General features: G+C 57.4%; 14 protein-coding genes. 7 read left to right on the forward strand and 7 right to left on the reverse strand.

Annotated elements, in window-relative coordinates:
• The first annotated feature begins 214 nt into the window (after positions 1-214).
• A complete protein-coding gene (gene rcsD / locus AB3U87_RS13905; RefSeq protein ID WP_394149417.1) occupies positions 215-2,866 on the forward strand; it encodes a phosphotransferase RcsD in 2,652 nt (883 codons plus the stop codon).
• A 1-nt stretch (position 2,867) separates the two neighbouring features.
• Entirely contained in the window at positions 2,868-3,518 is a 651-nt protein-coding gene (gene rcsB, locus AB3U87_RS13910) for a response regulator transcription factor RcsB (RefSeq protein ID WP_034938033.1), read from the forward strand.
• 55 nt (positions 3,519-3,573) lie between these two features.
• On the opposite strand, the gene rcsC is transcribed toward rcsB, so the two are convergent.
• The 3 genes from rcsC to gyrA all read right to left on the reverse strand — a co-directional run bounded on the left by rcsC (position 3,574) and on the right by gyrA (position 10,000).
• Entirely contained in the window at positions 3,574-6,429 is a 2,856-nt protein-coding gene (gene rcsC / locus AB3U87_RS13915; RefSeq protein WP_301730496.1) for a two-component system sensor histidine kinase RcsC, read from the reverse strand.
• A gap of 218 nt (positions 6,430-6,647) precedes the next feature.
• Positions 6,648-7,208 carry a hypothetical protein gene (locus AB3U87_RS13920; protein ID WP_394149419.1) on the reverse strand — a complete coding sequence of 187 codons (561 nt, stop codon included), beginning with the start codon at positions 7,206-7,208 and terminating at the stop codon, positions 6,648-6,650.
• A 155-nt stretch (positions 7,209-7,363) separates the two neighbouring features.
• Positions 7,364-10,000: a DNA topoisomerase (ATP-hydrolyzing) subunit A gene (gene gyrA / locus AB3U87_RS13925; protein ID WP_253459830.1), complete on the reverse strand. Its 2,637-nt coding sequence runs from the start codon at positions 9,998-10,000 to the stop codon at positions 7,364-7,366.
• A gap of 179 nt (positions 10,001-10,179) precedes the next feature.
• On the opposite strand from gyrA, the gene ubiG reads away from it, so the two are divergent.
• The 4 genes from ubiG (at position 10,180) to yfaE (ending at position 15,196) form a co-directional block, all read left to right on the forward strand.
• Positions 10,180-10,908, forward strand: a complete 729-nt coding sequence (ubiG, locus tag AB3U87_RS13930; RefSeq protein WP_125288228.1) for a bifunctional 2-polyprenyl-6-hydroxyphenol methylase/3-demethylubiquinol 3-O-methyltransferase UbiG — start codon at positions 10,180-10,182, stop codon at positions 10,906-10,908.
• Positions 10,909-11,435: 527 nt separating this feature from the next.
• The gene (gene nrdA / locus AB3U87_RS13935; RefSeq protein WP_253459827.1) at positions 11,436-13,721 is read left to right on the forward strand and encodes a class 1a ribonucleoside-diphosphate reductase subunit alpha; all 2,286 of its coding nucleotides are present in this window, start codon (positions 11,436-11,438) and stop codon (positions 13,719-13,721) included.
• Positions 13,722-13,797: 76 nt separating this feature from the next.
• The gene (gene nrdB / locus AB3U87_RS13940) at positions 13,798-14,928 is read left to right on the forward strand and encodes a class Ia ribonucleoside-diphosphate reductase subunit beta (protein ID WP_253459825.1); all 1,131 of its coding nucleotides are present in this window, start codon (positions 13,798-13,800) and stop codon (positions 14,926-14,928) included.
• A 7-nt stretch (positions 14,929-14,935) separates the two neighbouring features.
• Positions 14,936-15,196: a class I ribonucleotide reductase maintenance protein YfaE gene (gene yfaE, locus AB3U87_RS13945; RefSeq protein WP_199746382.1), complete on the forward strand. Its 261-nt coding sequence runs from the start codon at positions 14,936-14,938 to the stop codon at positions 15,194-15,196.
• Positions 15,197-15,234: 38 nt separating this feature from the next.
• Here the strand turns inward: yfaE and AB3U87_RS13950 are convergent, their stop codons facing one another.
• Positions 15,235-16,431 carry a nicotinamide mononucleotide deamidase-related protein YfaY gene (locus tag AB3U87_RS13950; protein ID WP_301251916.1) on the reverse strand — a complete coding sequence of 399 codons (1,197 nt, stop codon included), beginning with the start codon at positions 16,429-16,431 and terminating at the stop codon, positions 15,235-15,237.
• A gap of 214 nt (positions 16,432-16,645) precedes the next feature.
• Between AB3U87_RS13950 and AB3U87_RS13955 the strand changes: the two genes are divergently transcribed.
• On the forward strand, positions 16,646-18,091 hold the full coding sequence (locus AB3U87_RS13955) for a catalase (RefSeq protein WP_253459819.1): 1,446 nt from the start codon (positions 16,646-16,648) through the stop codon (positions 18,089-18,091).
• A gap of 290 nt (positions 18,092-18,381) precedes the next feature.
• Here the strand turns inward: AB3U87_RS13955 and menE are convergent, their stop codons facing one another.
• The 3 genes from menE to menB all read right to left on the reverse strand — a co-directional run bounded on the left by menE (position 18,382) and on the right by menB (position 21,725).
• On the reverse strand, positions 18,382-19,728 hold the full coding sequence (gene menE / locus AB3U87_RS13960) for an o-succinylbenzoate--CoA ligase (protein ID WP_394149475.1): 1,347 nt from the start codon (positions 19,726-19,728) through the stop codon (positions 18,382-18,384).
• A gap of 120 nt (positions 19,729-19,848) precedes the next feature.
• Positions 19,849-20,871, reverse strand: coding sequence for an o-succinylbenzoate synthase (gene menC, locus AB3U87_RS13965; RefSeq protein WP_394149423.1), 1,023 nt, complete (start codon positions 20,869-20,871; stop codon positions 19,849-19,851).
• Positions 20,871-21,725: a 1,4-dihydroxy-2-naphthoyl-CoA synthase gene (menB, locus tag AB3U87_RS13970; RefSeq protein WP_394149425.1), complete on the reverse strand. Its 855-nt coding sequence runs from the start codon at positions 21,723-21,725 to the stop codon at positions 20,871-20,873. Before menB ends, menC begins: the two co-directional genes overlap by 1 nt.
• Positions 21,726-21,732 lie beyond the last annotated feature (7 nt).

Consider the following 21,732-nt stretch of genomic DNA (forward strand, 5'->3'; position numbering starts at 1 on the left):
CGATTCAGGATGCCAGACCCGCAAGCGCCTGCGCGCTGGCAGCACCCCACGCGATTTCTTTGTTTACGCGCGCGTGGCCGCACAACAGATCCGTGTGTTCCCATGAATCGCCAGGCAGCCACTGCCCGTCTTCCGTTGTCTCATCCGGCCTTTTGTTCGCGGCTTGCCTTTACCTGTGCCTGACTGATGGCTCGTTAACTGGGGTTCCACGGCTATGATGCCCTACAAATTTCCACTGACTTCCGGTAACGTCACCCGGTTTTTCGTGATGTTTATCCTGGTACTGCTGTTGGCATCCGGATTTATGATCCACAACGCCGTTAACGCCTGGCTGACCGATAAACGCTATGCGATGGCGGATATCGCTCACGTTATGCAGAAGCGTATCGACACCTACCGGTTCGCTACCTGGCAGATTTATGAAAATCTTGCGGCCAATGCCGCAGGCTCGCCGCCGAACAGCCTGCAGGAAACCCGCCTGCGTCCCGATGTCTATTATCTTGAGAAAACCCGCCGTAAAACCGAAGCGCTGATTTTTGGCTCGCACGACAGCAGCACGCTGGATATGACGCTGCGTATGTCTAACTATCTGGATACGCTATGGGGCGCCGAAAACAGCACCTGGTCAATGTATTTTCTCAACGGGCAGGATAACAGCCTGATTTTAATTTCGACGCTGCCGTTAAAAGATATGGCGACGCGTTATAAAGAGAGCGCCATCAGCACTATTGTCGATGCGCGCCGCGCGGAGATGCTCCAGCAGGCCAACGCGCTGGACGAGCGGGAAAGCTTCTCGCCGCTGCGCCGCTTTACCTGGCAGAATGACCACTATTTTACCGTGCGCACCACCTTTAACCAGCCGGGCCACCTGGCCACCGTGGTCGCCTTCGATTTGCCGATTAACGATCTGATCCCACTGAATATGCCGCTGGAAAATTTCCAGCTGAAGCAGGATATGGCCGGTACCGGCAGCAGCGCCAGCGTGAATGAAGACAGTACGCACAGCACTAAAGTCACGCTGCTGAATCCCAATGTAGAAATCGCCGCCTCGCTGACCAGCACGCCGTTGCAGCTGGTTTATCGCGTGCCGATCCTCGGCCTGATCGCCGACACGCTGCGTAACCTGATGTGGCCGCTGCTGGCGAATTTTGTGCTGCTGCTGCTTTCGCTGGCCGGTCTGCTGCTGCTGCGCCAGCAGTCGCTGCGCCCAAGCGAAAACCAGAGCGCCGAACTGGAGTCGCTGCGCATCCTCAACGAAGAGATTGTGGCCAGCCTGCCGGTTGGCCTGCTGGTGTATGACTTTGCCAGCAACCGCACGATTATCAGCAACAAAATCGCCGAGCACCTGCTGCCGCATCTCAATCTGCAAAAGATCATCAATATGTCCGATCAGCATCAGGGCGTGTTGCAGGCTACCGTCAACAACGAAGTTTATGAGATCCGCCATGCGCGCAGTATGCTGGCGGCCAGCACCCAGCTGTTTATGATGCGCGATCAGGATCGCGAGCTGTTGGTGAATAAAAAGCTGCAAAAAGCGCAGCAGGTGCTGGATAAAAGCCACCAGACGCGTCAGCAGCTGTTGCAGAATCTGGGACACGCGCTGAACCGGCCGCTGGGCGATGTGATCGGCCATTTGCAGGCTATCGAATCCGCGCAGCCTGGCGAGCAGCTGGAAGACGCGCTGCAGGAAGCGCAGGCGCTGCGTCGGCTGGTGGATGATATCGTGCTGTTAAATCGTCTGGAAACGCACGACTGGGCGCCGGACGCCGAAGCCTTTAACCTGCAAAGCGTGCTTGATGAGCTGGTGACCGAGGCCCTGCCCTCGCTGCGGCGTAAGGGGCTGAAGCTGGTGGTCAGCAACCGTCTGAACAGCGACGAGAACCGTTTTGGCGATCGGCGCGCTATTTACAAAATCCTGACCACTCTGCTGCACTATTCCATTACCAGCACCAGCTGGGGCCGCATCTCTATTGAGGTCAGCCATCCTGCCGATCGGCCGGACAGGCTGGCGATTGAAATGGTGGATACCGGCGCCGGACTGACGGTGGACGAGATGGGCAACACCGATTTTCCTTTCCTCGGCGAAACCAGCTTTGACCGTTTTGGTCAGGCTTCGGGGCTGGCGTTTTTCCTTTGTAAGCAGCTGTGCAAACAGCTTGGCGGGCATCTTGAAATTGTCGCGCGTCCCGATATCGGCACCCGTTACAGCATCCAGGTTCATGCGCCGCAGGAACACCAGCAGGCTCAGGAAGAGAAGCTGCTGGAAGGTCTGACCGCGTTAATTGATATCAACGTGGATGAGGTCAGAAAAATTGTGGTGCACCAGTTAGAAAACTGGGGCGCCAGCTGTATTACGCCGGACGAGCGCTTTTCCGGACAGGATCACGATGTGCTGGTCACGGACGACCCGGCCAGCCTGACGGCCTGGTCGCTGCTGCTGACGGATGATGAAGCGGGCTACACCGCGCTTTCCCGCGATCGCTTCAGGGTGAATTTCAATATCAGCAGCGCTATGCAGGATGCGTTACTGCAGCTTATTGAGCTTCAGCTGGCCCTGGATGAGACCGAAGAAGAGGAGACGCCTGCGCAGCTGTTCGCGCCAGGCTATTTCCAGCTGTTTGTTGAGACAGTACCAGATGATGTAAAGAGATTGTATAATGAGGCAGCAGAAAGGGACTTGAGTTCGCTTGCTCAGACTGCGCATCGCCTGAAGGGTGTGTTTGCCATGCTTAATTTGACACCGGGCAAGCAGCTTTGTGAAACGTTAGAACAGCACATAACCGAGTGTGACAATTCAAACATTAAAAATACCACCAGTGAAATTGACCGCTACGTCAACGAACTGCTGCAGCAAGGTAACCAATAATATGAACAACCTGAACGTAATTATTGCCGATGACCATCCTATTGTTCTGTTCGGCATTCGCAAGTCACTTGAACAGATTGAATGGGTCAATGTTGTCGGTGAGTTCGAAGATTCCACAGCATTAATCAACAGCCTTTCCAAGCTTGACGCCAACGTCCTGATCACCGATCTGTCGATGCCTGGTGAAAAATATGGCGACGGTATTACGCTGATTAAGTATATCAAGCGTCACTATCCGGACCTGTCGATCATCGTTCTGACCATGAACAACAACCCGGCCATCCTCAGCGCCGTGCTGGACCTGGACATTGAAGGGATCGTGCTGAAACAGGGCGCGCCAACCGACCTGCCTAAAGCGCTGGCCGCACTGCAAAAAGGCAAGAAGTATACGCCGGAAAGCGTGGCTAAACTGCTGGAGAAAATCAGCGCGGGCGGCTATGGCGACAAGCGCCTGTCCCCTAAAGAGAGCGAAGTGCTGCGCCTGTTTGCGGAAGGTTTCCTGGTAACCGAAATCGCCAAGAAGCTGAACCGCAGCATCAAAACCATCAGTAGCCAGAAGAAGTCGGCGATGATGAAGCTGGGCGTGGATAACGATATCGCGCTGCTGAACTATCTTTCATCCGTCAGCACCATGCCGGTGGATAAAGACTAAACCCCCAGGGCTTATCCTGAGCCTGGCTCCCGCCAGGCTTTTTTTATCGTCCGCGTTACCCTTCCCGGCTTTTCCTGACCCGATCCGCGTAAAACGCCAGCGTCTGCTGTAGCGTGTCCAGCGTAACCGGCTTCGACAGACAGTTATCCATACCCGCTTCCATACAGCGCTGTTTTTCTTCCGCCAGCGCGTTGGCGGTGACGCCGACCACCGGGAAGGTCAGGCCCAGCTGCCGCAGGCGCTGCGTCAGACGGTAACCGTCCATATTCGGCATGTTGACGTCGGTCAGGACGATATCAATCTCGTTGCGGCTCAGCACGTTGAGCGCATCCACGCCATCCTGCGCCGTTTTCACCCGATAGCCCAGCGAGCCAAGCTGATCGGACAGCAGCATGCGGTTGATAGGATGATCGTCCACCACCAGGATAAGAATATCTTCGTTGGTGACGCTTTTCTCGTCCGTTTCCGGCAGCTCTGACGAAGCGTCCGGCATCTCTACTTCAACACGATAGATGCGTCCCAACAGCGCGGGCAGCTCGTGCGGCGTGGTGGTGCCGTAAACCCAACGCCCCGGCGACAGCTCCTGCGGGCCATCGTTATGGCTGCCGTCAAAGCGGATAGTCGCCCGGTGTACCTGCTGACTCTGGAAGTCGTAATCGGTCACGATCACGTCATCCGGCTCGCAGCGGCTTAGCTCATGCAGGCGCTGCACCTTCAGGCCGTGCCCGTCGAGCAATTTTTCCAGGAAAGCGGCCAGCGCCTCGTTACGCAGTTCCAGCCAGCAGGTTTTGCCTTCCAGGCCTTCGTGCCGCTGCGGGGTTTTCACCTTGCTGTTATAAAGCGGAATGCGCACGATAAACTGGCTGCCCATTCCCGGTTCGGAATCGACCTCAATATCACCGTCCATCATATTGATCAGCTTTTCACAGATAGCCAGCCCCAGGCCGGTGCCCTGGAAATTACGCTGCACGCCGGTGCCGACCTGAAAGAACGGATCGAACAGGCGGGTGATCTCTTTGGCCGGTATGCCCACGCCGGTATCACGCACGCGGAAAGCCAGATAGCCGTCTTTAACGTAGGCCTGCAAAATAATGCCGCCGGTGTGGGTAAACTTAATTGCGTTGTTCAACAGGTTAGAGATGACCTGCTGAAGGCGGATCGGATCGCCGTCCAGCGTGACCGGCACGTCGCTGTCGATAAAGCACCAGAGCGTCAGGCGTTTTTTCACCACCATCGCCAGATAGTTAGAGGCGATATGGGTGATCACCTCGCGCGGCGCGAATTCCCGTGGTTCAATACGCAGCTGCTCGGACTCAATTTTAGAGAAGTCGAGAATATCGCTGATGATTTTCAGCAGCAGGCTGGAGGAGTTATTCATCGCCGTGACCAGCGACTCTACGCCTTTAGGCAGCGCGCGGGTTTGCAGCAGATCCAGGTTGCCGATAATGCCGTACAGCGGCGTGCGCAGCTCGTGGCTGACCGTGGCCAGAAACATGGATTTCGACTGGCTGGCCTGCTCGGCAGCCTGCGCCATTTCCTGTAGCGACTCTTCCATTTTCACGCGTGCGCTGACGTCCACCAGCACGCAAATCGCCACGTTTTCGTTGCGATAGCGCGAATGCACAAAGCTGATTTGCAAATTGGTATTGCTACCGGTCAGCACGTCGACAAAGTTAACCTGCTGGCCGCAAATAATTTCGGTCAGGCGCTGCCTGTCTTCCTGCGTCAGCATACTGAGGTAGTTATGCGCCAGCTCGTTGCTGAGGATATTGGTGCCGTCGCTGGTGCGCAGGATGCAAATGCCGACCGGAGCAGAGGCGACGATTTTACGGTTAAACTGCTCGTGCTCTTCCAGGCGATGGGCATTATCTTCGGCGGGCAAAAACATGCGCCGCTCAAACAGCCAGGCCAGCGTAAACAGAATAATGGCGCTGATGACGTTCAGCAGGATGGCATTGATGATCAGCATTTTCAGCTTTTCGACCATCTCGTTGGTCTGCACCGAATAGACCATGGTCAGCGAAGACGGCGTCAGCGTTTTTTTCAGCACCAGCTGTTTGTAGCCGTTGATATAGCCGAACCAGGTACTGTCGTCGGGCAGATCGTCCAGCGATACCCGGCTGCCGGGCCGGGAAGAGGTCAGCACGCGCTGATTGTCTGCATCCAACAGCATAGCGTTGACCGGGAAGCTGCCCGGCACCACAAAATCATCCAGGCGGATGGTTTGCTCAATGCCCAGCAGCGCCGCCATTTTGCTGGCGACATACACCGGCGTCACCATATAGTAGTAGCCCGTACCGGGCTGGCTGGCCGGCGCGATCCAGAAGAAGCTGTTTTTGCGCTCTTCATCATTGCCGCTGCGGTATTTCAGGATGCGTTCGTGCAGCGCTTTCAGCGCGCGCTCGCGGTCGGCGGAGGCGTTGCCGACGCCAAAGTCTGCCAGGCACAGGCTTTCACCGCCAATAAAGAACACCCTGTTCAGCTCATAGGCGGAAGCGAAATTGGCTTTCCAGTAGTGCAGGAAATAGCTCAGCGACTCCAGCGAATTGCGCCAGACATCGCTCATGGCGCTACAGTCAGAGTCGGAATAGAGCGGATAGAACTGTGGCAGCGCCGTTTTGCCGGGAAAAACGCCGTTGAGCACGTCAAGGCCATTGGCGGACGCGTTCAGCCGGTTCTCGGCGATATATTTCAGTTCTCGCGTAACGTCTGTAGAATGGCGAATATACCACTGCGCCTGCTCAAAGCTGGCGTTGAACTCCTGCCGTACCTGCGCCTCTTTCTCGTGCAGCACGTTAATAATATAAAAGGTGGTGAGCAGCGCACCGAGCGTCCAGAGCATCAGCGCCAGCGCCCGGAACAGATAGCGAGAGATCCTTAACGTTGTTCTGAACGAGACTAAATATTTCAAACGGAACCTACAGTGGCGGCTGGTCGGGATGACAAATACGATCCCGCTACAGTACCGCCAGAGCCGTTAAAAAGCCAGTTACCCGTACGCTCAACGCGCTGTTTTCTGCGTAAAACGCCGCGCTTACTTAAGACTTTTCTGGATAACCGTCAGCGGAACGGCGACAGGCCGCAAAAACGTCGCTTTTTTGCGCCAGCGCGGCCAGTTTCTCGGCAGATTCATTCATACAACCCAGCGATAGCGCAATAATCTCCTCTCTGGAAGGTCGGCGCGCGCTCTGGCTTTGCGCTTTTTGATTTTTTCTCGATAACATAAATAGCCTCCTGCACATATGTCTGATGATAAAGATAACCGGCCGCCTCTGCGTGCCGGATAAGAAGACGATGATACAACCTGCCCAGCTTTTTCCGGATCGCCACCGCTACCAGCATCATCGGCCGATGCCGTTGCGAAAAATCCTCTATGGCGGCCCCAATTCCCTGCACCATAAACTTCTCCAGCTCGCTACGCGTAAAGTTCATGCCGCCGTCAGGCTTAAAACGTCCCTCTTTGCCTGGCAACAATAGCGCATCATGCGGATAAAAGCTTACTATCCAGGCGAAATTTTCAACATAATCATGCGGCCAGTTTCCAGTAAAAAGAAAGTACATTGCCCTGTGTAATGGATTGATCTCAACAATGTATTCCCGGTTTCTTCCGTCCCGCTTAATTACGCTGACCAGATAACATTCTCCCCTGCCCGTCAGCGGAGAAAAATAACGTTCGGCTTTGATTTGCATGGCAACCCTCCGTAGTTCGCCCTGCGTGTATAGCAATCCTCTTCGCCGCTGTCCGTTTCGGACGCCAATCCTGCGTAGCGTCTTCCGCATTTTCTTCGGCGCATAAAAAAAGGCCGGTTCACTGAACCGGCCTCTGGCACCTTAAGCGGAAGAAATTACTCTTCTTCGTCGCCTTCCGGCGCGTCGTCTTCCATCACTTCCGGCGCGATGTCCTCGTCGCCTTCGGCCACGCTGCCGTCGATAGCATCCAGCTCTTCTTCGGCAACCGGCTCGGCCACGCGCTGTAGGCCCACCACGTTTTCATCTTCCGCAGTACGGATCAGAATAACGCCCTGGGTGTTACGGCCAACCACGCTGACCTCAGACACGCGGGTACGCACCAGCGTACCGGCATCGGTGATCATCATGATCTGATCGCTGTCGACCACCTGCACCGCGCCGATAACCGGCCCGTTGCGCTCGGTGACCTTGATCGAGATAACGCCCTGGGTCGCACGAGACTTGGTCGGGTACTCGCTGTTGGCGGTACGCTTACCGTAGCCGTTCTGCGTCACCGTCAGGATAGCGCCGTCATCACGCGGCACGATCAGCGAGACCACACGATCGCCTTCCGCCAGCTTAATGCCGCGCACGCCCGATGCGGTACGGCCCATCGCGCGCACCGCGTTCTCGGCGAAGCGCACCACTTTACCCGCCGCAGAGAAGAGCATCGCTTCATCGTTGCCGTTGGTCAGCGCCACGCCAATCAGCTCATCGTCTTCGCGCAGGTTGACGGCGATAATGCCGGCGCTGCGTGGACGGCTGAACTCGGTCAGCGCGGTTTTCTTCACGGTGCCGCTGGCGGTCGCCATAAAGATGTTCCAGCCTTCCGCGTATTCACGCACCGGCAGAATTGCGGTGATGCGCTCGTTCGCTTCCAGCGGCAGCAGGTTGACGATAGGACGTCCACGCGCGCCACGGCTCGCTTCCGGCAGCTGATAGACCTTCATCCAGTAGAGACGACCACGGCTGGAGAAGCAGAGGATCGTATCGTGGGTGTTGGCCACCAGCAGGCGGTCGATAAAGTCTTCTTCCTTGATGCGTGCTGCCGACTTGCCTTTGCCGCCGCGACGCTGCGCTTCGTAATCCGTCAGCGGCTGATATTTCACGTAGCCCTGATGCGACAGGGTCACGACCACATCTTCCTGGTTGATCAGATCTTCAATATTAATATCGGCGCTGTTGGCGGTGATTTCCGTGCGGCGTTTGTCGCCAAACTGGTCACGCACCAGCTCCAGCTCTTCGCGGATCACTTCCATCAGGCGCTCTGCGCTTTCCAGAATGCGGATCAGCTCGGCAATTTGCTCCAGCAGCTCTTTGTACTCGTCCAGCAGCTTTTCGTGCTCCAGGCCGGTCAGCTTCTGCAGACGCAGATCCAGGATCGCCTGGGCCTGCTGTTCGGTCAGGTAATACTGGCCGTCGCGAATGCCGTACTCTTCTTCCAGCCACTCCGGACGCGCCGCGTTGTCGCCCGCGCGTTCCAGCATGGCGGAAACGTTGCCCAGCTCCCACGGACGCGCCACCAGACCCGCTTTCGCTTCCGCTGGCGTTGGCGCGTGGCGGATTAGCTCGATAATAGGATCGATGTTGGCCAGCGCGATCGCCAGCGCTTCAAGGATATGCGCGCGATCGCGAGCCTTGCGCAGTTCAAAGATAGTCCGGCGCGTCACCACTTCACGGCGGTGGCGAACAAAGGCTTCCAGAATATCCTTCAGCGGCATGATCTTCGGCTGGCCCTGATGCAGCGCCACCATGTTGATGCCGAAAGAGGTTTGCAGCTGGGTCAGCGAGTAGAGGTTGTTCAGCACCACTTCGCCTACCGCATCGCGCTTCACTTCCACCACGATGCGCATCCCGTCTTTATCGGACTCATCGCGCAGCGCGCTGATCCCTTCCAGACGTTTCTCTTTCACCAGCTCCGCCATTTTCTCGATCAGGCGCGCTTTGTTCACCTGATAGGGAATTTCGTGGATGATGATGGTTTCGCGGCCGGTTTTAGCGTCCACTTCCACTTCGCCACGCGCGCGGATATAGATTTTGCCGCGCCCGGTACGATAGGCTTCTTCAATGCCGCGACGGCCGTTGATGATGGCGGCGGTCGGGAAGTCCGGCCCCGGAATGTGTTCCATCAGCCCTTCAATGCTGATGTTCTCATCTTCGATATAGGCCAGACAGCCGTTGATCACTTCCGTCAGGTTGTGCGGCGGAATGTTGGTCGCCATGCCCACGGCGATGCCCGAAGAACCGTTAACCAGCAGGTTCGGGATCTTGGTCGGCATGACTTCCGGGATCTGCTCGGTGCCGTCATAGTTCGGCACGTAGTCGACGGTTTCTTTTTCCAGATCCGCCAGCAGCTCGTGAGCGATTTTAGACATGCGCACTTCGGTATAACGCATTGCCGCAGCGGAGTCGCCGTCAACGGAACCGAAGTTGCCCTGGCCGTCTACCAGCATGTAGCGCAGCGAGAAAGGCTGCGCCATACGCACGATAGTGTCATACACGGCGGTATCGCCATGCGGGTGATATTTACCAATAACGTCGCCGACAACACGGGCTGACTTTTTATAAGGTTTGTTCCAGTCATTGCCCAGCACGTTCATGGCATAGAGCACGCGACGGTGTACTGGCTTCAGGCCATCGCGGACGTCTGGCAATGCACGGCCAACGATGACCGACATGGCATAATCAAGGTAAGAGTTCTTTAGCTCTTCTTCGATATTGACCGGTGTGATTTCTCTGGCCAGGTCACTCATGGAGGCGCTTTCCTTCTAAATTATACCCGGATTTAAAGGTGCGAAAGTATATCACCTTTAGGCACTATGGTGAACGGAAAGCGTCGTTCCGCCCGCTTTAATCGCGCGCTTTTATCCTGTCGGCCGTTCGCCTGCGGAAAGATGTATACTGAAGCCAAACTTCCAGGGAGTAAGAAACAATGAAGGCAGAGCAAAACAGCGCCACGGCTAACGTGGATCATCAGGAAATTGCCAAGTTCGAGGCGGTCGCGTCGCGCTGGTGGGATCTGGAAGGCGAGTTTAAACCGCTGCACCGCATTAACCCGCTGCGCCTGGGTTATATCGCTCAGCACAGCGACGGCCTGTTTGGCAAAAAGGTGCTGGACGTCGGCTGCGGCGGCGGCATCCTGGCGGAAAGCATGGCGCGTGAAGGCGCCGAAGTGACCGGCCTGGATATGGGCGCGGAACCGCTGGAGATCGCCCGTCTCCATGCGCTGGAAAGCGGCGTGAAGGTCGACTACGTACAGCAAACCGTTGAAGAGCATGCGGAGCAGTTCGCCGGTCAGTACGACGTGGTGACCTGTATGGAGATGCTGGAGCACGTGCCGGATCCGCGCTCGGTGGTGCACGCCTGCGCGAAGCTGGTTAAGCCCGGCGGCGAAGTGTTCTTTTCCACCCTTAACCGCAACAGCAAATCCTGGCTGATGGCGGTGATCGGTGCGGAGTATGTGCTGCGCATGGTGCCGCGCGGTACGCACGATATTAAAAAGTTTATCCGCCCCGGCGAGCTGTTGAACTGGGTTGATGAAACCTCGCTGCGCGAGCGTCATATGATTGGCCTGCATTACAATCCGCTGACCAACAAGTTCAAGCTGGCGCCGGGCGTCGACGTTAACTATATGGTGCATACGCACCGCCCTGCGGAATAACGCCTCTTCCCTTAAGGACGCTGTTTCTTAAGGGAAATTTTTTCCTGCCTCCGCTTTGGCTGCACTTCCCTTCTCGCACCGCACTTTTTGTCCTTCTGCCTTTGCAGGAATTTCTTATTAGCTTCGGCGTAAATTTTATTTCGTGCCTGCGTCGCTTTTTTCGCCATTCGTCAGGATATTTTCAGCATCTGAAGTATACTTTTTGGCCAAAAAAAAAGGCGGCGGATCAAGGGTGCGCAAAGATCCCGCATTCAGGAAAAATAAGAAAAAATTTCTCGCCCTGTTGACATGGACCCAGGGCCTTGAGAAACGCGGACTTAGGAAAACGGCCAGCCCGCGATCAGTAAAATTGCCGCTGCGTCAAGGCTTGTTAAGATCGCAGAAATTACTAAAATAACCACCATATTGTTATCAATACTTCATCCACCCCCTATATATAGTGTTTATCCACAGAGTTACTCACACGTGAGCAGTCTGTGTATAAACGGGGGATATTTTCGATCTCACGGACAGGATAAAAACGCCACATGAATCAGAGCCTGCTTGTCACTAAACGCGATGGCCGCACCGAACGCATCAATCTGGATAAAATCCACCGCGTGCTTGACTGGGCTGCAGAAGGTCTGCAAAACGTTTCCGTCTCTCAGGTTGAACTGCGTTCCCATATCCAGTTTTACGAAGGCATCAAGACCTCCGACATCCACGAGACGATCATCAAGTCTGCTGCCGACCTGATCTCCCGCGATGCGCCGGACTATCAGTACATGGCCGCGCGCCTGGCTATCTTCCACCTGCGTAAAAAAGCCTACGGCCAGTTTGAGCCGCCGAAACTTTACGATCAGGTGAAGCGCATGGTCGATCTGGGTAAATACGATCGCCACCTGCTGGAAGACTACAGCGTGGAAGAGTTCGAGCAGATGGACGGCTTTATCGACCACTGGCGCGATATGAACTTCTCCTATGCCGCCGTTAAGCAGCTGGAAGGCAAATATCTGGTGCAGAACCGCGTGAGCGGCGATATCTACGAAAGCGCGCAGTTCCTCTATATTCTGGTGGCGGCCTGCCTGTTCTCCGGCTATCCACGTGAGACACGTCTGGATTACGTAAAACGTTTCTACGACGCGATTTCTACCTTTAAGATTTCCCTGCCGACGCCGATTATGTCCGGCGTGCGCACCCCAACCCGCCAGTTCAGCTCCTGCGTGCTGATCGAGTGCGGCGACAGCCTGGATTCGATTAACGCCACCTCCAGCGCCATCGTGAAATATGTTTCCCAGCGCGCCGGTATCGGCATCAACGCTGGCCGCATCCGCGCGCTGGGCAGCCCGATCCGTGGCGGCGAAGCCTTCCACACCGGCTGTATTCCTTTCTACAAGCATTTCCAGACGGCGGTGAAATCCTGCTCGCAGGGCGGCGTGCGCGGCGGTGCAGCGACGCTGTTCTACCCAATGTGGCATCTGGAAGTAGAAAGCCTGCTGGTGCTGAAAAACAACCGTGGCGTGGAAGGCAACCGCGTGCGTCACATGGACTACGGCGTACAGATCAACAAACTGATGTACACCCGTCTGCTGAAGGGCGAAGAAATCACCCTGTTCAGCCCGTCCGACGTGCCTGGCCTGTATGACGCTTTCTTTGCCGATCAGGAAGAGTTTGAGCGCCTGTATACCAAATACGAGAAGGACGACAGCATCCGCAAGCAGCGCGTAAAAGCGGTAGACCTGTTCTCACTGATGATGCAGGAACGCGCCTCAACCGGCCGTATCTATATTCAGAACGTTGACCACTGCAACACCCACAGCCCGTTCGATCCGGCTATCGCGCCCGTGCGCCAGTCCAACCTCTGCCTGGAGATTGCGCTGCCGACCAAACCGCTGATGGACGTCAACGACGAGAACGGCGAAATCGCGCTCTGTACGCTGTCGGCGTTCAACCTTGGCGCCATTGAAAGCCTGGACGATCTGCAGGAGCTGGCCACGCTGGCAGTGCGCGCGCTGGATGCGCTGCTGGACTATCAGGATTACCCAATCCCGGCCGCCAAACGCGGCGCGATGGGCCGTCGTACGCTGGGTATCGGCGTGATCAACTTCGCGTACTATCTGGCGAAGCACGGCGTGCGCTATTCCGACGGCAGCGCCAACAACCTGACGCACAAAACCTTTGAAGCCATTCAGTACTACCTGCTGAAGGCCTCCAACGAGCTGGCACAGGAGCAAGGCGCCTGCCCGTGGTTTAACGAAACCACCTATGCGCAGGGCATTCTGCCGATCGACACCTACAAGAAAGATCTGGATGCGATCAGCAACGAGCCGCTGCACCTGGACTGGGAAGCGCTGCGCGAGGCGATTAAAACGCACGGCCTGCGCAACTCCACGCTTTCCGCGCTGATGCCGTCAGAGACCTCTTCGCAGATCTCCAACGCCACCAACGGCATTGAGCCGCCGCGCGGCCATATCAGCATCAAGGCTTCCAAAGACGGCATTCTGCGTCAGGTAGTGCCGGAGTATGAGCGTCTGAAAGATCAGTATGAGCTGCTGTGGGATATGCCGAATAACGACGGCTATCTGCAGCTGGTCGGCCTGATGCAGAAGTTTATCGACCAGGCGATTTCATCGAACACCAACTACGATCCGACGCGCTTTGCCAACGGTCGCGTGCCCATGAAACAGCTGCTGAAAGATCTGCTGACCGCCTATAAGTTCGGCGTGAAAACGCTTTATTACCAGAACACCCGCGACGGCGCGGAAGATGCTCAGGACGACCTGGCGCCATCCATTCAGGATGACGGCTGTGAAAGCGGCGCCTGCAAGATTTAACCAAAGCGGGGCGAGCTTCGCCCCCTGATTTTACGTCGGGCCGGGTTTTCCCTGCCCTTCCTCACTGGATAATGTCATGGCTTACACCACGTTCTCGCAAAATAAAAACGACCAGCTGAACGAACCGATGTTTTTCGGCCAGCCGGTCAACGTCGCCCGCTACGACCAGCAGAAATACGGCATTTTTGAAAAGCTGATCGAAAAGCAGCTCTCCTTTTTCTGGCGCCCGGAAGAGGTGGACGTGTCGCGCGACCGCATCGACTACCAGGGCCTGCCGGACCACGAAAAGCATATCTTTATCAGCAACCTGAAATACCAGACGCTGCTGGATTCCATTCAGGGACGTAGCCCGAACGTGGCGCTGCTGCCGCTGATTTCGATCCCCGAGCTGGAAACCTGGGTCGAGACCTGGGCGTTTTCTGAAACCATCCACTCGCGCTCTTATACGCATATCATCCGCAACATCGTTAACGATCCGGCGGTGGTATTTGACGATATCGTTACCAACGAGCAGATCCTGTCGCGCGCCAAAGATATCTCCGGCTACTACGACGATCTGATCGAGATGACCAACTACTGGCATCTGCTGGGCGAAGGCACGCATCAGGTCAACGGCAAAACCGTGACCGTTAACCTGAGAGCGCTGAAAAAACAGCTTTATGTCTGCCTGATGAGCGTGAACGCGCTGGAAGCGATCCGCTTCTACGTCAGCTTTGCCTGCTCGTTTGCTTTTGCCGAGCGTGAACTGATGGAAGGCAACGCGAAAATCATCAAGCTGATTGCCCGTGATGAAGCGCTGCACCTGACCGGCACTCAGCATATGCTGAACCTGCTGAGAAGCGGCGAAGACGATCCGGAGATGGCGGAAATCGCTAAAGAGTGCCAGCAGGAGTGCTACGACCTGTTTGTGCTGGCCGCGCAGCAAGAGAAAGAGTGGGCGGAATACCTGTTCCGCGACGGCTCGATGATTGGCCTGAACAAAGATATTCTTTGCCAGTACATCGAATACATCACCAATATCCGCATGAACGCTGTGGGTCTGGAGCTGCCGTTTAAAACCCGCTCTAACCCGATCCCGTGGATCAACTCCTGGCTGGTTTCGGACAACGTGCAGGTTGCGCCGCAGGAAGTAGAGGTCAGCTCTTATCTGGTTGGGCAGATCGATTCCGAAGTAGGCGAAAACGACTTCGACGACTTCCAGCTGTAACATGCGGATGTACGTTACCCTCAGCGCCTGCGGCACGCGTCTGGAATGCGCTGAGGATCACCCTAACCTGCTGACGACGCTGGAAGCCCACAACTATCAGGTGGAGTTTCAGTGCCGTGAAGGCTACTGCGGCTCCTGTCGTATGCGCCTGGTAAAAGGGGAAGTCAGCTATGCGGAGAAACCGCTGGCCTTTATTCAGCCGGGAGAGATCCTGCCGTGCTGCTGCAAGGCTAAAGGTGATATTGAGATCGAGATCCTGCACCTTTAGTTGTACGCTGAATAACCGCGCCCTCCGGCGCGGTTTTTTTAGCCTCGCTGCGTCTCCACCACGTCAATCCAGCCGTGGCCGCCCGTAACCTCCAGACCATCCAGCCAGCGCCGCAGCATATTCAGCGCCATCATGGCAGAGACGTCCTGACGCGCCTTCAGCCCGTGCCGGTTGTTGCTGAACTTTACCCGCTGGCTCCAGCAGCCCTGCGGCGTAAAGAGGGCAAAGCCGAGGTGATTTTCTTTTTCTGCGCCAACCACCAGCGCCAGATCGGCTTTATCCGCTTCGGCTAACCGTTGCGCGCGCTGCATCAGTTCAGCCAGGCTTTCATCCTGTGACGGCAGCACGTTGCCCGCCGCCAGCGGCGCCTGTACCGAGGCGAGCTGATACTGCACCAGTCCGGCGGTAAATTGTTCGCTGACCGCCAGGCGATGGGTCTGTTCCTGCAGGCGACGCGACAGCTGCGCGGGCAGCCCTTCCGTACCTTCAAAAATCGTGCTTTCGCCAGCGATCTCGCGCACCTGCTGCCAGAACTGCTCCATCTCAGGCAGCTTAGAGGCCGGGCCATTCAGCTTCAGCTCGATAATCGGCATTGAGGCGCGGTATCCCATTACCACGCCTTCCGGCAGCGGCAGCGGTTCGATTTCTGACGCCAGATCGCTTTCTCCGCGACCAAAGGTAGTCAACCGCAGGCATACCGGCGGGTCTGACACCGGGAAGCGAGCTTTAAGACGAGGCAGAATTTGCTCCTCGACCATTCTTTTATATTCTGACGGCACGCCGGGGGTGAAGAAGATCCAGCAGCGGTTGAGCTGAAGCGCAAAACCGCAGGCGGTGCCGATCGGATTGTCGATCATCTCGGCACCCGCCGGGATTTCCGCCTGCTTGCGGTTGCTGTCGGCCATTTTGCGGCCGCGTCCGGCAAAAAACGCCTCCATCTTCGCCAGCCACTCTTCCTGCATCACCAGCCCGACGCCTGCCGCTTTCGCCGCCGCAACCGCGCTTAAATCATCGCTGGTCGGCCCCAGGCCGCCGTTGACGATCAGCACATCCGCCACCTTGCTGCGCTCGGTAAGCACGCTGACCAGCTCTTCCATACTGTCGCCAACGGTCTGGCGGCTCGTCATGGGTAATCCCTCTTGAAACAACAGTTCGGCCAGCCAGGCCGCATTGGTATCCACGATTTGCCCGTGCAGCACTTCATCGCCGGTAGATAGCATTTCCACTCTGATCATGTTCTTCTCCGCATTGTTCAGACCTGTTTAACAGTATGAAGCCTCACGGGAAATTACAACGTCATTTCACCATCAATACGGCAAATGGCAGCAATAGCTAACGCCAGATTGCCGTCGATTAACCGAAGCGGGCAATATAGCTCACACAATAGCCAGTGCCGATTGAAAAAGAAATTTTGAAAGGTATCACTTCAGTTAACGAGGATATGCGCTCATGACCAAAAAAGGACTCACCACCGCCTCAGGCGCGCCAGTCGCCCATAATAATAATGTAATGACTGCCGGACGCCGCGGCCCGATGCTGCTACAGGACGTTTGGTTTCTGGAAAAGCTGGCCCACTTCGACCGCGAAGTGATCCCGGAGCGCCGTATGCACGCCAAAGGCTCCGGCGCTTACGGCACCTTTACCGTAACTAAAGATATTACCCGTTTCAGCCGGGCGAAGATTTTTTCCGAAGTGGGTAAAAAAACCGACCTGTTTATGCGCTTTTCTACCGTGGCCGGCGAGCGCGGCGGTGCCGATGCCGAGCGTGATATTCGCGGTTTCTCGATGAAATTTTATACCGAAGAAGGCAACTGGGATCTGGTCGGCAACAACACCCCCGTTTTCTATCTGCGCGATCCGCTGAAGTTCCCCGATCTGAACCACGTGGTGAAACGCGATCCGCGTACCAACCTGCGTAACCCAACCTACAAATGGGATTTCTTCTCGCAGCTGCCGGAGTCGCTGCACCAGCTGACCATCGACTTCAGCGATCGCGGCCTGCCCACTTCCTATCGCCATATCCACGGTTTCGGCAGCCACACCTATAGTTTTATCAACGACCAGCAGGAGCGCTTCTGGGTTAAATTCCATATGCGCTGCGAACAGGGCATTCAGAACCTGATGGACGATGAGGCCGCGCTGCTGATTGGTCGCGACCGTGAAAGCTCGCAGCGCGATCTGTTCGACGCCATTGAGCAAGGCAATTTCCCGCGCTGGAAATTCTTTGTGCAGGTTATGCCGGAAGCCGAAGCCTCCTCCACGCCTTACAACCCGTTCGATCTGACCAAAGTCTGGCCGCACGCCGACTATCCGCTGATTGAAGTGGGCGAGTTTGAGCTGAACCGCAATCCGGACAACTACTTTGCCGAAGTGGAACAGGTCGCCATGAGCCCGGCTAACGTAGTGCCCGGCATCGGTTTCTCGCCGGATCGGATGCTACAGGGTCGCCTGTTCTCCTATGGTGACGCGCACCGCTATCGTCTGGGCGTCAACCATCATCAGATCCCGGTGAACGCGCCGAAGTGTCCCTTCCACAACTATCATCGCGACGGCGCGATGCGCGTGGACGGTAACAGCGGCAACGGCGCCACCTACGAACCCAACAGCTTTAACGTGTTCCAGGAGCAGCCCGATTTCAGCGAGCCGCCGCTGTCGCTGGAGGGCGCAGCCGACCACTGGAACCATCGCGAAGATGATGACTACTTCACCCAGCCGCGCGCGCTGTTTAACCTGCTGAGCGAAGAGGAACACCAGCGGATGTTCCAGCGTATCGCCGGAGAGCTGCGTCAGATACCGGAGTTTATCCAGCAGCGCCAGCTCGCGCTCTTTTATCAGGTGCATCCGGCCTACGGCGCAGGCGTGGAACAGGCGCTGAAAGAAGCAAAACAGGGCTAAATGCCGGGCCGTCTTCGGCCTCGATAGCGTCAGTCAGCATAGCCATGCCGGGATATTTTCCCGGCATTATTGTTTGATGACCAACTTAAAAGCCTGCGGGTGTATTGCCGTTTTTTACAGCAGCACCACAGCGGTAGAGGCTGAGCGGACGGGCAACAAGCCTGGATAGTCGTATTCACGGCGTCTCCGTGTTCCGCTCTGTCTCTGCGGCTATTCACCCAACGAAGTAGCGAACTGACGGCTGAGCATAGTTTTGTCAACAGTCAGTAATGCCGGAATTTGTTCCGGCATTACTGTTTTTCCTGCCGTAACACCCACTCCGCCAGCTGCCTGCGGGAAGGCTTGATGCCGTCGCCGCTCAGCTTCGGCAGTGTGTACCAGCGCACCGGGCGTTGAAACCTGGCCAGATTTTTTGCCGCCCAGTCCTGGAGCGGCGCGAACGAAGACGTGCCCTTGAGCGCCACCAGCGCAACCGGCCGGTGACCATACTCCTCATCAGGCTGCGGCACGATAAAAATCTGCTCCACCGTTTCGTGCCGGGCCAGCACCGCTTCCAGCTGTTCGGGCTGAATACCTTCCCCCGCCGAGAAAAACAGATTGTCCAGACGCCCGCTAATCAGCAGATTGTTACCGCGCTGCACACCGCCATCGCGCGTGTGAAACCATCCTTCCTTATCGGTAAGCGGCAGCAGCTTCCCGTCCTGCCAGTAGCCGCAGGCCAACGCCTCTGAACGTATAGTAATTTCTCCCTCGTTTAGCCTGATGCTATGACCGGGCAGCGGCTCGCCGACGCCCGGCTCGCCGTCCGCCCTTTTCGCCGCCACGGTCGAGGCCGTTTCCGTCATGCCGTAGCCGCACCAGCAGGCGATGCCGCGCGCTTCCGCCTGAGCGGTCAAGGCTGGCGGAATAGCCGCCCCGCCAAGCAAAACGGTGCCCAGCCGCAGCGTCGGCTCCTGCAGCAAACGCCAGAGCTGCGTAGGCACCAGCGAGGCAAAAGTCGCTTCCGGGCTGATTTTGTTATCGCTGAGCACCAGCCTTGCGCCGCGGTAAAGCCAGCGCCAGAAAATGCCCTGGCCGGAAACATGAAACAGCGGCAGCGAGAGCAGCCAGCTGTCGTCCGCCCCGAAGTTAAGCCTCGTTGTTACGCCATGCGCGCTGGCGAAATGCGCGTTAAAGGTGTGTGCAGCGGCTTTCGGCAGGCCGGTGGAGCCGGAGGTTAACGTCAGCGTGGCGATGGCGTCGCGCTGCCAGCGGGCCGGGATCGGGCCAGCTTGATTGATTATCTTTAACGCAGGGATATTTGCTGGCCCCTCGCCGTTCAGCGTCAGCGCATAGTCCATATTTAACGAAGGCAGCAGCGCGGCAGTCTGCCAGGCCGGCAGCCGGGGATTGACAGGCAGCAGGCGCGCGCCGCAGCGCAGCAGCGCCAGCCAGGCCAGCACGGCCCGTTCGCTGTTGGCGGCCTGTAACACCACGCCGCTTCCGGCGCTTACGCCCTGCGCGTGGAAGCCTGCCGCCAGCGCCTCGATTTGGTCTGCCAGCTGCGCCCAGCAGTAGGCGCGATCGTCAACCGTCAGCGCGAGGCGAGTCGGCGCCAGCTTCGCCCAGTACAGCCATGGCCAATAGTCAGCGCTCAGCATACTTCCTCCAGGTCTTTAGCAGGCGTCAGCGGCAGCCAGGGCCAGCAGCCTGAAGTCAGCATACTCCCTCCAGGTCTTCAGCAGCCGTCAGCGACAGCCAGGGCCAGCAGTCAGCGCTCAGCATACTTCCTCCAGGTCTTCAGCAGCCGTCAGCGGCAGCGGCGACCCCGGCCAGGCGCGTACCAGCTGCTGCTGCATTAGCGAAAGCGTATCCAGACCGGGCGCGACGCCAGGCGTCAGCCAGCTGGCTATCCGCGCCAGCTGCGTCAGGCCCAGGCTCGACTCCACCGACGAGCTAATCACCGCCGTCAGGCCGGCCTCGCTGGCTCGGGCGATAGTTTCGCAAACCGTCGCCAGGCTGCCGACAAGCGTTGGCTTGATCACGATAGCGCGCAAATGGGGTTCCGCCGTCGGGACGTACCCTGGGCTTCGGCTGCTCTCATCCCAGGCCAGCGCGATGCCCGTTTCCTGCGCAAAGAGACGTGAATCCTCCTGCGTTCGGCACGGCTCCTCGATAAAAGCGATACGCGAGCGCAGAGTCTCCGGCACAAAACGGGCGAACTGCCTGGCTTTCTCCAGGCTCCACTGCCGGTTCGCATCCAGCCGCAGCGTCAGCGCCGGTACGGCTTGCAGCAGCAGCGAGGCGGTTATACCGTCGCGCACCGCTTCGTAGAGGCCCACTTTCAGCTTGGCTACCGGCTGCGGCCGCTGGTTGAGCTGTACGATCAGCTCGTCAGGATCGCCCGTGCACAGCAGCGCACCGGAATAGTTGCCCGCTGACGGCAGCAGGCCAGCCAGCTCGGCCAGCGCACAGCTAAGGCCAAAGGCTACGGAAGGCGACAGGTTCTGCTCTTTTGGCAATGGCGCTGAGGACGAAAGCGACGGCGACACTGGCGTCAGCAAGGCGTGCCCCGTTTCCGCGCCCGAGCGCCAGCCTTGCAGCCAGCGCAGCGTTTCAGCCTGCGCCTGCGCCACCGTTTCCGTACTGAAGCCGGGCAGCGGCGCTATCTCGCCCCAGCCTTCCCGGCCCGCCTCTTTCAGCCTGACCAGCAGCCCGTGGCGCGATGTTAGCCGCCGATCGCGCAGTATCACGCCCGCCGTCATTGGTATGTTGTAATTAAAAAGCGTCGCCCGGCGCATCAGGGATTTCGCTTAAAGCGGCTGAAGTCCGGCTGCCGCTTCTGATTAAAAGCGTTGCGCCCTTCCTGGCCCTCTTCCGTCATGTAGAACAGCATCGTGGCGTTGCCCGCCAGCTCCTGCAACCCCGCCTGGCCGTCGCAGTCGGCATTCAGCGCCGCCTTCAGGCAGCGCAGCGCCATCGGGCTGTTTTGCAGCATCTCCCGACACCAGCGCACCGTTTCTCTTTCCAGATCGGCCAGCGGTACTACCGTATTGACCAGCCCCATCTCCAGCGCCTGCTGCGCGTTGTACATCCGGCACAGGAACCAGATTTCACGCGCCTTTTTCTGCCCGACGATCCGCGCCATATAAGAGGCGCCCCAGCCGCCGTCGAAAGAGCCGACTTTCGGGCCGGTCTGGCCAAACTGCGCGTTGTCCGCCGCTATCGTCAAATCGCACAGCATATGCAGCACGTGCCCGCCGCCGACCGCGTAGCCTGCCACCATCGCCACTACCGGCTTGGGACAGGTGCGGATCTGACGCTGAAAATCCAGCACGTTAAGATGATGTACGCCTGCCTCGTCGCGGTAGCCGCCGTAGTCACCGCGAATTTTTTGATCGCCGCCGGCGCAGAAAGCCTTATCGCCCGATCCGGTAAGGATAATGACGCCGATTTGCTCGTCGTGCCGCGCTTCGCTCAGAGCATGCAGCATCTCCTTAACGGTTTGCGGCCGAAAAGCGTTGCGCACCTCGGGCCGGTTGATGGCGATCCTGGCGATGCCGTCCGACGTTTTGTGATAGAGGATATCGCTGTAGTCGCCACATGGCCGCCACTCTGTCGGCGCATACAGCATCGCTTCATCGGGATAAATCATGATTTCT

Origin of the sequence: Erwinia plantamica (genome assembly GCF_043420595.1) — a bacterium.
Classification (GTDB): Bacteria; Pseudomonadota; Gammaproteobacteria; order Enterobacterales; family Enterobacteriaceae; genus Erwinia; species Erwinia aeris.

Bases quoted from the DNA above. Each gene is read 5' to 3' on its own strand.
- rcsD (WP_394149417.1), top strand. From the start codon at position 215: ATGATGCCCTACAAATTTCCACTGACTTCCGGTAACGTCACCCGGTTT.
- rcsB (WP_034938033.1), top strand. From the start codon at position 2,868: ATGAACAACCTGAACGTAATTATTGCCGATGACCATCCTATTGTTCTG.
- AB3U87_RS13920 (WP_394149419.1), bottom strand. From the start codon at position 7,208: ATGCAAATCAAAGCCGAACGTTATTTTTCTCCGCTGACGGGCAGGGGA.
- gyrA (WP_253459830.1), bottom strand. From the start codon at position 10,000: ATGAGTGACCTGGCCAGAGAAATCACACCGGTCAATATCGAAGAAGAG.
- ubiG (WP_125288228.1), top strand. From the start codon at position 10,180: ATGAAGGCAGAGCAAAACAGCGCCACGGCTAACGTGGATCATCAGGAA.
- nrdA (WP_253459827.1), top strand. From the start codon at position 11,436: ATGAATCAGAGCCTGCTTGTCACTAAACGCGATGGCCGCACCGAACGC.
- nrdB (WP_253459825.1), top strand. From the start codon at position 13,798: ATGGCTTACACCACGTTCTCGCAAAATAAAAACGACCAGCTGAACGAA.
- yfaE (WP_199746382.1), top strand. From the start codon at position 14,936: ATGTACGTTACCCTCAGCGCCTGCGGCACGCGTCTGGAATGCGCTGAG.
- AB3U87_RS13950 (WP_301251916.1), bottom strand. From the start codon at position 16,431: ATGATCAGAGTGGAAATGCTATCTACCGGCGATGAAGTGCTGCACGGG.
- AB3U87_RS13955 (WP_253459819.1), top strand. From the start codon at position 16,646: ATGACCAAAAAAGGACTCACCACCGCCTCAGGCGCGCCAGTCGCCCAT.
- menC (WP_394149423.1), bottom strand. From the start codon at position 20,871: ATGCGCCGGGCGACGCTTTTTAATTACAACATACCAATGACGGCGGGC.
- menB (WP_394149425.1), bottom strand. From the start codon at position 21,725: ATGATTTATCCCGATGAAGCGATGCTGTATGCGCCGACAGAGTGGCGG.